This is a genomic window from Streptomyces sp. NRRL S-1813 (assembly GCF_000719605.1).
GTDB classification, from domain to species: Bacteria; Actinomycetota; Actinomycetes; order Streptomycetales; family Streptomycetaceae; genus Streptomyces; species Streptomyces decoyicus.
In genome coordinates this window covers 54,596-67,794 of the sequence record NZ_JOHB01000022.1, presented here as the reverse complement: position 1 = coordinate 67,794, position 13,199 = coordinate 54,596, and the positions used below count along the sequence as shown (strand labels likewise).

The window sequence follows — 13,199 nt, the reverse complement described above, 5'->3', positions numbered from 1 at the left end:
TATTCACCCCGGCCGGGATATCCACCGCCCGGCGGCATCCCCGGGAGGAATCCACGCGAGGAGTCCACGCGAGGAAACCACGGGGCCAGGGTGTGTCCCGCCGTCCCGCCCGTCCCGTCCGTCCCTCGCGTCCCACCCGGCCCGCGACGCGCGGTACCCCGTACGCCGCCGCCCCCGGCTCACTTCTCCTGCGGCGGTCTGATGCTGCCCAGCCAGAGGACGTCGCGGGCACGGGTCATGGCGACGAAGAGCTGACTGCGGGCCAGCTCGCCGCGCTCATCGGCCGTTTCGGTGGACGGGCCGCCGGCCGGGTTCCCACGGGGCAGATCGGCATCGTGCTGCGGGAGGTAGACGCGCTTGAACTCCAGGCCCTTGGCACGGCGGTAGCTGCCCAGCTTCACGGCCTCGACCGGGTGCCCGTCGTACTGCTCCAACGGGCAGACGCGCAGGCCCGCCCGGGTGAGCAGGCGCTGGTAGTGCTCGATGCCGCGCTTGGCGGAGCAGAGCACGGCGGAGTCGGCGAGCTGCTGCGGCGTCAGGGCACCCAGCGCGGCCAGCAGCGCCGCGTCATGCGCGGCGAGGGTGGGCAGCACCTCGCGCTGTACCTGGCCGTCGTGGTAGGTCAGGTCGACGTCCCGCCGGCCGGGGGTGCGCAGCCCGTCGAGGTCCTCGAAGGCGTCCTCGGCGACCACGGAGAGCGCGGTGTCCACGATGTCCTTGCTGTTGCGGTAATTGGCCCGCAGCACCTGCCCGCGGTCCCCGCGGATGTCGATGCCCGCGTCCGAGAGGCGGAACCCGCCCGGGTAGACGGCCTGTTGACCGTCACCCACCAGCAGCAGTCCGTTGGGGCTGTCGCCGACCAGAGCGTGCAGCAGGCGCACCCCGACGAGGGTCAGGTCCTGGACCTCGTCCACGACGACTGCGGTGTAGGCGCTGTGGCCGGTGCGGCCGGCCGCCTCCGCGAGCGCGAGGGAGAGCACATCGTTGAAGTCGTGCACGTCACGCTCGATGCGCTGGGCCTCGTACGCCTCGTACAGCGCCCACACGGCCTGCCGGTGCGGGCGGCGCAGACCGGCCCGGCGGCGTCGGCGGGCGAGCACGGCGTACTCCTCGAAGGAGGTGATGCCGCGGCCCTTGATGACATAGTCGATCTCCTCCTGCCAGTAGGGGTGCAGCGGATCGATCTCGGTCAGACAGCTGTTCCGCCCCACGTGTTTCCAGGCGAGGCTGAAGGCCGTCTCCGCCTTCTCCTTGTGCAGATTTACCGGCACGCCGCGGCTGCGCAGATAGTCCCGCGCCCAGGAGTGCAGGCTGCGGAAGTCGATCCGGTCGGCCACCGCCGGGGCCATGGTCTTCAGGAAGGTGCTCTGTACGCGGGGCAGGTTGTTGGCGAAGGTGACGTACAGGACGCGGCCGTTGGTGCGCTGGGCGAGATAGGCCGCTCGGTGCAGGCCGACGACCGTCTTGCCGGTGCCGGCCGGGCCGCTGATCCTGGCGGGACCTGCCCAGTTGCGCCGCACCAGCGCGAGCTGGTCGGGGTCGAGGAAGGTCATCCACTGCTCGATGGGGGCCCGGCGCGCTTCGTCGAGGGCGGCCTCCCGCAGCCCGTCGAGGTCGAAGAGGCCGTCGGCCCCGGCAGCCGGCGGCCGGGCGGCGGTGGCCGGGGAGGGCGTGGTGGCGCCCGGGGCCGGGGTGGCGGCCTGGGCCGGAGCGGCGGCCGGGTCCTCGTACTCCGGGAAGACCCGCGCCAGGTGGTCGGCGAGGGCGCGGACCGATCCCGCCGACAGCCGGGTGCGCTCCGACAGCAGCGCCGGGCCGATCTCGTGCTCCCCCAGCAGCCGTATCCGGCCCAGCTCCGCGTCGACCCGCTGCCCCGCGAAGGCCAGCAGCGGACGCACCGCCACCGGCGACATCCCCAGGGACGCCACCGCGCTCTCGGCGGCCTTGGTGACCGCGAGCAGCTTGCGCCGGTGCTCATCGCGCGAGAACCCCCCGGCCCGCAGCCGGCCCCCCGAGGTCTCCGGCGCGGCCCGCCAGTTCTTGACGTCGATGACGAAGACACCGCCGGGGCCGATCAGCAGCATGTCCACATTGGCCGCGCGGGTGCCGGGCCAGCGCCGGTCCACCAGCAGCCGCCAGCCCCGGCCGGCCAGCATCAGCAGCTGGGCGGCGACCCGCCGCTCCCCCTCGCTCGCCGCCTCCCAGCGCTCGGCCCGCTGCCGGGCGGCCTGCCACTGTTCGCGTAAGAGCCGCTCCTGCCGACGGGCCTCCTGCGCCCGCCGGGACGCCGAACCACCTGCCGCGCCGCCTCGAGAACTCCCTGCCGCCATCGCCCGCCCCCTCGCCGCTCGCCCCGTACGCACGGGGTCATGAACCATAGGTCGATGGCACATGACGCGGTACCGCGCACGGCAGGGGCACGGGCGCATACGGGCCGGCGGCCCACCGGGCCGCCCCGGATCACCCCGCTCGCTGCCGCCTACCCCACGCTCACGGCCGACGGCCGGAAGGCGCGGGCGGCCGACGTGCCCAGCCCGTCCGGTGCGCCCAGCCACCCCGGCGAACCCGTCGGGTGACGCAGCTCGGGCTCGATGTAGCGCAGACAGCCCTGGTGCCAGGTGAGGATGCCGGCCATCCAGTTCTCCAGCTCGTGGACATAGCCGTCGAGCGCCTTGCGGGCTTCCGGCGAGAGGTCGAAGTCGTCGTAGACGACGGGGAGTTCATGGGCGGCGACATGCTGGAACTCGTGCATCCGCGAGGTCATGAGGTCATGGATGATGTTCAGCGCGGTCGGGTAGTCGCAGTCGAAGAAGTTCTGGACGACCAGGATGCCGTTGTGGACCTCGCCCTCGTACTCGATCTCCTTCTGGTACGAGAAGACATCGTTCATCAGACAGGCGTAGTCGGCCGCGGCGTTCTCCAGTGAGCGCAGCGGGCCGGAGCGGTAGACCTCCGGCGGGACCTGCCGGCCGTGGCCGATGCGGCTCAGGCTCATGGTGAGGTCGGAGCCGAAGGTCGCGCGGCGCATCTCGATGTAGTCGACCGGATCGGGGATGCGGTTCAGGATCTGGTTGTCGATCTCCCAGAGCCAGCTGGCCGTCATCGTGTCGACGGCCTCACGGAACGACCGGCGCGCTTCGGGCGTCATCGGTCCCGCCGTACGGGTCCACAGGTCCCCCAGCACGCGTTCCATGGCGTTGACCGGCTCCGGCGCTTGCGCCGAGGAGTCGAGCGGCATGAAGGACGACAGCCGCTCGGTGCACACCTTGGCCGAGGCGATGTCGCGGGTCCGGCCGAAGACCTGGGGGTAGTAGTCGTCCGCATACGTGCCCCAGGCCAGCCAGGCGGCGCCCAGGTCCAGTTGCTCGGGGGTGGCGTCCGGGTGGATGCCGGCCGCACACAGCGCCAGGTCATAGCGGATCATCGCGGGTTCGTCCCAGACGTCGGACAGCGGCACCCCGGGCTGCGGGCCGAGGATGCCCATCCGGTGCGCCCATTCGATGACGCGGCGGCGGGCCCCCTCCAGGTGCGGGCTGAGGGTCGTGGTGAACGGCATGCAGAGGTCGGGGATGCGCGAGGGGCCGACCTTCTGGTGCGGGACATGGGTGGAGCTGCGGATACGGTACGCACCGGCCGTGGCCGACGCCGTCTTCAGATCGGCGGCCGAGGTGCCGAGTCCGCCCAAGGAGAAGGGCGACCAGGGCTGCGAGGTGCCGGCCGCGGAGCCGCCGCCGTTCATGTAGCGGCTGGAGCGCATATGCCATTCATGGCCGCCGGACTGCCAGTCCTGGAGCCCCTTGGCATACGCCAGCACCTCCGCGCAGGACTTCGGATCGAGGCCCTTCTCCAGGAAGAGCGCGGGGAGTTCGGCGACCACGGTGTTCTCGAACTGCTGGAGCCGCGAGGTGATCAGATCGTTGACGGCGTCCGCGGCCTCCTGGGTGGTGCAGTCCAGGAAGGTCTCCAGCACCAGGACGCCATTGCTCAGCTCGCCCTCCTCCTCCGTCTCCCGCTGGTAGGAGAAGAGGTCGTTGCGCAGGTGCACACCGTCGGAGAAGGTGTCCCGCAGCACCCGCAGCGGGCGGGATCCGGCGACGGCCGCGGGCACCTCGGCGCCGGTCGCGAACTCCACCAGTCCCGCCGACCAGGGCGCGCCACCCACCTTGCGGCGCATCTCGATGTACTCGACGGGGTTGGGCACCCGGTGGATGTTGATGTTGGACAGTTCCCACAGCGACTCATTGAGCAGATGCTCGGTGCTCTCGGCGAAGCGCTGCCGCCACGCCATGGACATATGCGGCACCGTGCGCGCCCACAGATCGGCAAGGCCCGCCTCGACGGGGTTGGTCGGCTCGGGAACGGGCGCGGTCAGATCCATCGGCATGAAGGCGGGCAGCCGGTCGAGGTACTCCTTGCCGCCCTCCCGGTCGAGCGTCCGCTTGAACATCTCCAGGAAGTGGTCGTCGAAGAAGAAGACCCAGACATACCAGTCGGTCACCAGCGAGAGCGCATCCGCGTCGCAGTCCGGGTGGGTGTAGGAGCACAGCAGCGCGTAATCGTGGGCGTCGAGGTCCTTCTCCTCCCAGATGCCCGAGCCCTCCAGCATCCCCATGGTGCGGGCCCACTTCCTGGAATGCGTACGCGCCGTCTCCAGATGCGGGTTCAACCGCGCCGGATAGGGCGTATAGAAGTGGGGCAATTCGAATGGCTGTGTCACCGTTGCTGGCCTCTCCCCATACGTACGGAAGGAAGGCACGTGGAACCACGCCTTCCAGACGGGGCAGCGCTACCCCAGGGGTCGGCGCCTTAGGCCTTACGGAGGAGGACCTTCCGCCTCCGCTCCACTTCGGTTCGGTGAGCTCCGAACTTGCGCTATTTCTGGCTGACTTCCGGCACTTTTCTTTCGTCCATGCCGCGGCTCCGGCCGTGCGCCGCGGTGCGCAGGGCAAGCTGCGCCAGCGCCTCGGGCGCACCGGCCTGGCCGCGGATGCCGGGGAAGGCGTTGATGTCCACGATGAGGGGCGCACCGCCGCCGGCGTCGAGGAGGTCGACGCCGTAGACGTCCAGGCCGAAGATCTCGCCGACCCGGAGCGCGGCATCCGCCCAGCCGGCGGGCAGGTCGCCGACCGGCAGCGGCAGCGTCGGCCCACGGCCGTCCGGGGCCAGCTCCGAGCGGCGCAGCCCGGCGAAGAGCCGGCCGTCGACCACCCACAGCTTGTGGTCCCAGCCGCTGTTCACGGTGAACTCCTGCACCACCACCGGCTCATCGGGCCAGGCGGCGGCCAGTTCCCGCAGCCGTACGGCACTGTCGGCACGGGCCACGAGGTCATGGCGCCGGCTGAACCGGCTCTTGATCACCAGCGGGCCGTCCGGTGCGCCCGCCGCGGCCAGCTGCCCGAGCGTGGCCACGGAGGTGGTGCCCGCGAACGGCAGCCCGGCCGCGCGGGCGACCGCGGCCATCTCGACACGGTCCTGGCACCGCGCGGTCGCCGCCGCGGAGTTGAGCACCGCAGCGCCGTGCTCCTCCAGGAGAGCGGCAAGCGCCAGCGCGCGCGGCGTCCGCGCCTTGAGGAGATAGACATCGGCGAGCGAGGACAGGTCCAGGTCCCGCACCTCGCCGCCCGGATCCAGCCACTCGACCTGATGCCCTCGGCTGCCCGGTGGTCGGCTGCCCGGTGGTCGGCTGCCCGGTGGTCGGCTGCCCGGCAGTGGGGGACCCGGCCCCCTGCCCTGCCGTCCCGTTACGGGCGAGCTCCAGCACCGCGGCGGACACCCGGGCGACCGCGTCCGGCACCTGACGGAAGCTCGGGAAGTCGTTGATGTCGACGACCACCGGTCCGTCGGGTCCGAGCAGAATGTCGACCCCGTAGAGGTCGAGACCGAACACCGTCCCGACCTCGGCAGCGATCCGGGCGATCTCCGGGGTGAGCGGAACCTGCCGTTCGCGTACGGCATGGGCGGGATGCAACGGGGAGCACCGCTCGGTGGCATACAGCTGCCCGGCGACGCTGTACACCTTCAGATCCGTACCGGAGTTGGGCACATAGGGCTGGGCGATGAGCAGCCCGCCGCCCGGCGCGCCCGTAGCCCCTGCGTCATCCGGCTCCACGGGATCCAGCAGCCGGTCCGGCGTCGCCACCAGCCGGACGGCGCGCCCGGAACTGCCGTCCGCGGGCTTCACCACGAGGGGGAACTCCGCCTCGGGTATCTCCGCGAACTCCTGGGGACGGGCCGCCGCATACGTCACGGGGACGGGCAGCCCGCTGCTGCGGGCGATCACCGCGGCCAGCGCCTTGTCCCGTACGCCACGGATCGCCCGGACATCGTTCACCGTCGTCAGCCCGACGGAGGCGGCGGCTTCCAGGAGCGTCAGCCCCGGGCCGCCGGAGACGGTCTTGAGAACCCAGGCATCGTGGCTGCCCGCACGGATCGCCTCGGATATGGGGATCAGCGAGCGGCCGGGCCACAGCACATCCACCTGGTGGCCCCAGGCGCCGAGTTGGCGGATCACATCCAGCGGCATGCCGTCATGGCGGTACTGCTCCTCCACCAGGAAGCAGAGTCTCATCGGTGCACCCTTGTCATCGCCGCACGTCCACCGTCCGTCCGGCAGATCCATGACACACCAGGATCCCATGCGGATTCCGGCGGGGACCGTGGGCCCACGCACCCGGCTCCGGCCCACATTTCGGCGAGGCTACGCCACCCCGAACGCCCCGCACGCAGACCATGACCAGGACTTTGCCGGACCCCGGCGCGACTTCCGCCACCTGCCCTCCCCTCCATCACATCCCGCATGCCGGAACCCTTGTTCCAATTCCGCGCTGGTCCTAAGGAGGCCACCCCGGGGACGGCTCAGCGAACAGGACACCCACGCACCGAAGTACGGGAAGCAGGCGAGCGGGTTGGCGAACGAGCAGCAGGCTCCGACCGAGCAGCAGGATCAGGATCACGACGTCCCCCAGGACGGGCACCCGGAAGCCGGATCGGGGCCGGAACCTGGGCCGGGACCGGGGCCGGAACCGGCGCCGGGAAGCGGCACCTTCCGACGGCGGAAATTCCTCGTCGGTGCGGGCCTGCCCGGCGCAGGCAGCCTCCTCGGCACAACGGGCCGCGGAGGCACCGGCGGTACGGCAATGGCCGCCCCCCACAGCCCCCACAGCCCCCACAGCCAAACCGCCCCCCGGCTCGAACAATTCCACGGCAGACAGCACCTCCTGGTGCCCGAGTTGCTGCTGTTGCCGGTCGGTCCACGGCCTCGGGGAACATCGGTACAGCGGTTGGCGCTGAGATTGCTCATGGTCCGATCGGCGCGAGTGTGCTGACGCGGTTCTCGTCATACGCGGTGCGCACGGCGCCGGTTGTTTCGGCCGCCACGGCGGGGCGGCGGCCGCCCTTGCTGCCCTTGGCCTCGGCGGCGCGCAGTCCGTCGTAGGTCAGCTCGCGCTGGAGGTCGCGCTGGAGTTCGCCGGCGGCCGCGAGGGTCTGCACCATGAACTTCACGGTGGACAGCGACTCGCCTGTGCGCGGGTGGCGGGCGGTGAGGTCCATCGCGGAGAACGCTCCGTCGTGGATGCGCAGGGCCAGGCGGTCGCGGTGGAGGACGTCGAGCACGTCGAGGATGTGCTGATTGCCGCGTACGAGGCGGAACAGCTCGGAGATGTGCACGGTGTCGCCGGGCCGCGCGTAGGTGAGCAGTTCGCGGAACTTCGGGCGTTGGAGCGGATGGAGGCGGCTGGAGGTGCCGGGGTCTTCCTCGAAGACGACCGGGTCCTCGATCCCGGCCTCGTCCAGGACGAGGTCCTGGCGGGCGGTGGACTGCTGGTCGGTCGAGACCCGCTTGTAGACGAGGTTCGCCACCCGGAGTGCCCTTTCACGCGGAGGATTGGACCCTGTCAGCAATCACCATCGGATCTGATGGGATTCGGGCCCTACCGATCTCGGAAATCCACGGGTTCATTGGACGTTCGGCCGCCCTGTCTTTAAACGAGGGCGACGCGTCCGGGTGTTGTAGTCGGGACAGACTGCTGTCTGCCATCGGTGAACACCACCCCGAGCGGACGCAACGGTCATTACCGTCCCGTCGCATGACGACGATCACAACCCGTACGGTCGAATACCCGGCCGACAACCTGACGATGATCGGATACCTCGCGCTCCCGGCCGGTGCCGAGCGCCGACCCGCAGTCCTGATCGGACCCGAGGGGACGGGGCTCAGCGACGTCGAGCGCCGCCGGGCCGATGCCCTGGCCGAGCTGGGATACGTGGCGCTGGCTTTCGACCTCCACGGTGGACGCTATTTGGAAGACCCAGAGGAAATGTTGGCCCGTTGCATGCCGCTGCTCGCCGACCCCGACCGGATGCGAGGAATCGGTCACGCCGCGCTCGACGTGTTGCGTGCCGAACCACGGGCCGACCCCGACCGGACCGCCGCCGTCGGCTACGGCACCGGGGGCGCAGTCGCACTGGAACTCGGTCGCGATGGCGTCGATCTGCGCGCGATTGGGACAGTCAACGCACTCACCACGGGCCGACCGGGCGAGGCGGCACGCATTCGCTGCCCGGTATGGGCCGGGGTCGGGTCGGAAGACCCGATCATGCCGCCCGCCCAACGGGACGCGTTCACCGCAGAGATGGAGGCCGCGGGCGTCGACTGGCGCCTCGTGGTTTACGGGGGAGCCCTTCACGCCTTCCACCATCCACCGGTCGACCACACCGTGCGTCCCGGCGTCGGCTACCACCCACGGCACGCACAGCGAGCCTGGCGTGACGTCGTCGCTCTGCTCGCCGAGTGCCTGCCCGTCACGGATTGATCCGATCGGCTCCTGATACTCACTTCTGCCCGCCGTCGTCGTCTTCGTCCAGCTCCGACGCCTCCGGGTCGCGCAGCGGGCGCAGGGCGCCGGCTGCCGGGGTCGAGGCCGTGAAGCTGTAGCGGCCGAGCAGGTTCAGGTTGCGGTGCTTGAGCGGGGAGAGCCGGGCGATGTCCTCGCCCCGTATCTCGTGGCTCTCGGCCTTCAGCTGGGCCACGGCGGCGTCGATGTAGCGGGTCGTCCAGAGCACGATGGCGTTGAGGACCAGGCCGAGCGCGCCGAGCTGGTCCTCCATCCCGTCCCGGTACGCCTGATGGATGGTGCCGCGCTTGCCGTGGCACACGTCGCGGGCGAGCTTGTGGCGGGACTCCTGCACGGTGAGCTGGCGGTTCATCTGCCGGCGGTAGGTGTCGTCCACCGGGTCGACCACGCGCAGCAGGTGCTCGGTCTTCACGATCCGCCCGTACTCCGCGAACGCCGCCCCCAGTGGGGTCGGGCGCCCCTCTGGGCCCGGAGGCCGTACGCCGAGCGGGGCTGCATCGCGTCGAGCCCACCTGACACACCAGCCTGCGGCAGCGCACCGGCCAACCCCTGCACGGGGAGGGCCACTCCACCGGAATCTTCCTCTCCGATCGGTCCATGCCGGTGGGGTCATACCCCGTGACCTGCAAAGGGTTGCGGCGAAAGCGGTGGTCCGACGGCGGGCGGGGCGGGGTGTCGGCGCTACCGTGAGGGCGACCGCGACGGCGACGGAGCGGGATGGACCGGGATGAATCGGGAGGCCCAGTGACCAACAAGGCCGCGCCCTTCGACGACCTCGACCGCAAGATCGTTGCGGCGTTGATCGACAACGGCCGGGCGAGCTTTGCGGAGATCGGCGCGGCGGTCGGGCTGTCGTCCACCGCGGTGAAGCGCCGGGTGGACCGGATGCGGGAGAACAACGTGATCACGGGGTTCACCGCCACCGTCCGCCCGGCCGCGCTGGGGTGGCTGACCGAGGCGTATGTAGAGGTGTACTGCGACAGTGCGGCGCCGCCCCGCCGGCTCGCCGAGGTGGTGCGCAACCATCCGGAGATCGCGGCGGCGATGACCGTGACCGGCGGCGCCGATGCGCTGCTGCACGTACGGGCGACCGATGTCGAGCACTTCGAGGAGGTGCTCGAACGCATCAGGGCCGAGCCGTTCATCCGCAAGACGATCAGTTACATGGTGCTGTCCCATCTCCTGCCGGACAGCCCGGAGGCGGGCGCCCGCCAGTCCTCCGGGGGATCCGCCCCCTGACGCGAGGGCGAACGGCGTGGAATCGCTCCGGCGTACGCAGGAGTGCGCAGCAATCCAGCGTGGAGCCGCATGAACACGCTCGTTTCCTGCGCTGACGAGCAGCATTTGTTTCTTGTGGCCCAAATCCATCGCTCCTTACCGTGGAAGCACCCCGGGTGACCATCAGTGACGCCCGGTCACCCCGTATGTCCCGTAGGAGCGAAGGGATCCTCCCGTGCCGATGAGTCGTGTATCGCGCCCCCGGCGCTATCTGGTCTGCGAGCCCAGACACTTCGATGTGCGTTACGCGATCAATCCGTGGATGCGTGCGGACGCGCAGGTGGACACCGCCCTCGCGGGGCGCCAGTGGGAGGCGCTGATGGGCGCCTACCGCGACCACGGGCACACGGTGGAGACCGTGGCCCCGGTGGCCGGGCTGCCCGACATGGTGTTCGCGGCGAACTCCGCGGTCGTCGTGGGCGGCCGGGTCTTCGGCTCGTCCTTCCATGCGCCGCAGCGGCGGCCGGAGTCCACGGAGTACGAGACGTGGTTCAAGGCGGCCGGGTACGACGTCTACCGGCCGGAGTCGCTGTGCGAGGGCGAGGGCGACCTCGTACCGGCAGGCCGCTACATCCTGGCGGGTACGGGCTTTCGCACCACCCCGGCCGCACATCGCGAGGTGCAGGAGTTCTTCGGCGTACCGACGATCGGCCTGCAACTGGTGGACCCGTACTTCTACCACCTGGACACCGCGCTGTTCGTCCTGGAGGACACGGCGGAGACGGGCGAGGCGAACATCGCCTACTACCCCGGGGCCTTCTCGACCGGCAGTCGTGAAGTGCTGCGGCGACTGTTTCCCGAGGCGGTGCTCGCCACCCGGGACGACGCGATGACGTTCGGCCTCAACTCCGTCTCCGACGGCCGCCATGTCTTCGTCGCCCCGCAGGCGGCCGGCCTGATCGCCCAGCTCGTCGCGCACGGCTATGTCCCCGTCCCCGTCGACCTCTCCGAGTTCCACAAGGCCGGCGGTGGCATCAAGTGCTGCACCCAGGAGATTCGCTGATGACCGCTCCCACCCGTACCGTCCCCGCGCAGACCGCTCCCCGTTCGTCCGCGGAGCTGATCCAGGCCGAGGGCCCGGTCCTCGCGCACAACTACCACCCGCTGCCGGTGGTGGTCGCGCGCGCCGAAGGCGTCTGGGTCGAGGACGTCGAGGGGCGCCGCTATCTCGACATGCTGGCCGGCTACTCGGCGCTCAATTTCGGCCATCGGCACCCGGCACTGATCGAGGCCGCACACCGCCAGCTCGACCAACTCACCCTCACCTCCCGCGCCTTCCACAACGACCGCCTCGCCGGTTTCGCCGAGGGCCTCGCCGCGCTGACCGGCCTGGACATGGTGCTGCCGATGAACACCGGCGCCGAGGCGGTGGAGAGCGGTATCAAGGTCGCGCGCAAGTGGGCGTACGACGTCAAGGGCGTCCCGGCGGACCGGGCGACGATCGTGGTGGCCGGCGGCAACTTCCACGGCCGGACGACCACCATCGTCGGCTTCTCCGACGACGACACGGCCCGTATCGGCTTCGGCCCCTTCGCCCCCGGCTTCCGCACCGTCCCGTACAACGATCTCGCCGCGCTCGAAGGCGGCCGTGGACGAGACGACGGCCGCCGTGCTGATCGAGCCCATCCAGGGCGAGGCGGGCGTCGTCATCCCCGACGACGGCTATCTCACCGGCGTCCGCGAACTGACCCGGCGGGCCGGGTGCCTGTTCATCGCCGACGAGATCCAGTCCGGTCTGGGCCGCACCGGCACCACCCTCGCGGTCGAGCACGAGTCCGTGGTGCCGGACATGCTGCTGCTCGGCAAGGCCCTCGGCGGCGGAATCGTCCCGGTCTCCGCGGTCGTCGCCCGCCGCGAGGTGCTCGGTGTGCTGGGCCCCGGCCAGCACGGCTCGACCTTCGGCGGCAATCCCCTGGCGGCCGCGGTCGGCTCCGCCGTGGTCGAGCTGCTCGCCACCGGAGAGTTCCAGCGCCGCGCCGCCGAGCTGGGCGAGCAGCTCCGCGACGGTCTGGCCGCGCTGACCGGCAAGGGCGTGACCGGCTTCCGCGCCCGCGGCCTGTGGGCCGGCGTCGACATCGACCCCGCACTCGGCACCGGCCGCGAGATCAGCGAACGCCTGCTGAAGGAAGGCGTCCTGGTCAAGGACACCCATGGGTCGACGATCCGGCTCGCCCCGCCGCTGACCATCACGGCGGAGGAACTGACGTCGGCCCTGGGATGCCTGGAGCGGGCGCTGGGGTAGGACGACGGGCTGTGCGGGAGTGACCGGCCCCCGGTTACGTGACCGGCCCCCAGTGCGTGATCGGCCCTGAGGGTGTGACCGGCCCTGTGCACATGACCAGCCCTGTGGGCGTAACCGGCCCTGAAGACGCGACCGGCCCCGGCGGACTGCTGCCGCCGGGGCCGTTCAGGGTGCGTCCGGATCAGCCGCGTTGCGGTGTTCCGCCGGTGGGCTGCCCGGCCGTCACCGCGGCCGGGCGGTCGTCGGGGGCCGCGGCCGCCGCGCCGTTGTGCTGCGCGGTCCAGCCGTCCAGCGCGGTGCGGCAGGCATGGTCCAGGTGCCGCAGTTCCGTCAGGTCCAGCTCGACGGGCTTGTCGCGGGGCAGCGCCTCCAGCGCGTCCAGGATCTTGGGCAGCCGCAGGAAGGTCGCATTGCCGCTGAGCGAGACGAGGGTCCGTCCCCCGGTCAACTCCCGCACGTCGACCTGCACATGCGAGGTGTCCCAGGCAGTCTTCACTACGGCGAGCAGCAGGCCGAGCAGCACTCCCTCGAACATGTTGGTGAAGACGATCGCCCCCGCGGTCACCCCGAGGATCACCGCCTCGCCCCGGTGCTCCCGCCACAGCTGCGGCAGCTGCCGTACGGGCACCAGCTTCTCCCCGGCATGCACCAGGACGGCGGCGAGCGCGGCGAGCGGGACGACCCCGAGGGCCACCGGGAACAGCGCGGCGAAGAGCAGCAGCCAGACACCGTGCAGGATGCGGGAGGCCTTCGTCCGCGCCCCGGCCTGCACATTGGCCGCGCTGCGGACGATCACCGCGGTCATCGGCAGCGCACCGAGCAGC

The 13,199-nt window shown here is 71.0% G+C and carries 7 protein-coding genes and 4 pseudogenes; 4 read left to right on the top strand and 7 right to left on the bottom strand.

Translation table 11 applies throughout. The features are described from left to right. Window positions 1-179: 179 nt before the first annotated feature. The 5 genes and pseudogenes from IF67_RS0126365 to IF67_RS0126350 form a co-directional block, all read right to left on the bottom strand. Window positions 180-2,378, bottom strand: coding sequence for a nuclease-related domain-containing DEAD/DEAH box helicase (locus IF67_RS0126365; RefSeq protein ID WP_234341347.1), 2,199 nt, complete (start codon window positions 2,376-2,378; stop codon window positions 180-182). Window positions 2,379-2,479: 101 nt separating this feature from the next. Beyond that, a complete protein-coding gene (locus IF67_RS0126360) occupies window positions 2,480-4,717 on the bottom strand; it encodes a family 2 encapsulin nanocompartment cargo protein terpene cyclase (protein WP_051818624.1) in 2,238 nt (745 codons plus the stop codon). Window positions 4,718-4,872: 155 nt separating this feature from the next. Next, window positions 4,873-5,709, bottom strand: coding sequence for an alpha-L-glutamate ligase (locus tag IF67_RS0126355; protein WP_107050308.1), 837 nt, complete (start codon window positions 5,707-5,709; stop codon window positions 4,873-4,875). A 15-nt stretch (window positions 5,710-5,724) separates the two neighbouring features. After that, a pseudogene (locus tag IF67_RS42025) lies at window positions 5,725-6,568 on the bottom strand (ATP-grasp domain-containing protein); the annotation flags it as partial. Between the two features lie 728 nt (window positions 6,569-7,296). Further along, window positions 7,297-7,860, bottom strand: coding sequence for a recombinase family protein (locus IF67_RS0126350; protein ID WP_234341344.1), 564 nt, complete (start codon window positions 7,858-7,860; stop codon window positions 7,297-7,299). A gap of 227 nt (window positions 7,861-8,087) precedes the next feature. Between IF67_RS0126350 and IF67_RS0126345 the strand changes: the two genes are divergently transcribed. Then, entirely contained in the window at window positions 8,088-8,813 is a 726-nt protein-coding gene (locus IF67_RS0126345) for a dienelactone hydrolase family protein (RefSeq protein WP_030989703.1), read from the top strand. 19 nt (window positions 8,814-8,832) lie between these two features. Here the strand turns inward: IF67_RS0126345 and IF67_RS0126340 are convergent. Then, window positions 8,833-9,315, bottom strand: a pseudogene (locus IF67_RS0126340) (Tn3 family transposase); the annotation flags it as partial. Window positions 9,316-9,599: 284 nt separating this feature from the next. Between IF67_RS0126340 and IF67_RS0126335 the strand changes: the two are divergent. The 3 genes and pseudogenes from IF67_RS0126335 to rocD all read left to right on the top strand — a co-directional run bounded on the left by IF67_RS0126335 (window position 9,600) and on the right by rocD (window position 12,375). After that, window positions 9,600-10,094 carry an Lrp/AsnC family transcriptional regulator gene (locus IF67_RS0126335; protein ID WP_030989700.1) on the top strand — a complete coding sequence of 165 codons (495 nt, stop codon included), beginning with the start codon at window positions 9,600-9,602 and terminating at the stop codon, window positions 10,092-10,094. Between the two features lie 220 nt (window positions 10,095-10,314). Beyond that, the gene (gene ddaH, locus IF67_RS0126330; protein WP_051818622.1) at window positions 10,315-11,136 is read left to right on the top strand and encodes a dimethylargininase; all 822 of its coding nucleotides are present in this window, start codon (window positions 10,315-10,317) and stop codon (window positions 11,134-11,136) included. Next, window positions 11,136-12,375 (top strand): annotated as a pseudogene (rocD, locus tag IF67_RS39550) (ornithine--oxo-acid transaminase). The gene ddaH and the pseudogene rocD overlap by 1 nt, the downstream one beginning before the upstream one ends. A gap of 181 nt (window positions 12,376-12,556) precedes the next feature. Here rocD and IF67_RS0126320 read toward each other — a convergent pair. Continuing rightward, window positions 12,557-13,198, bottom strand: a pseudogene (locus IF67_RS0126320) (SulP family inorganic anion transporter); the annotation flags it as partial. Between the last annotated feature and the right edge of the window lies 1 nt (window position 13,199).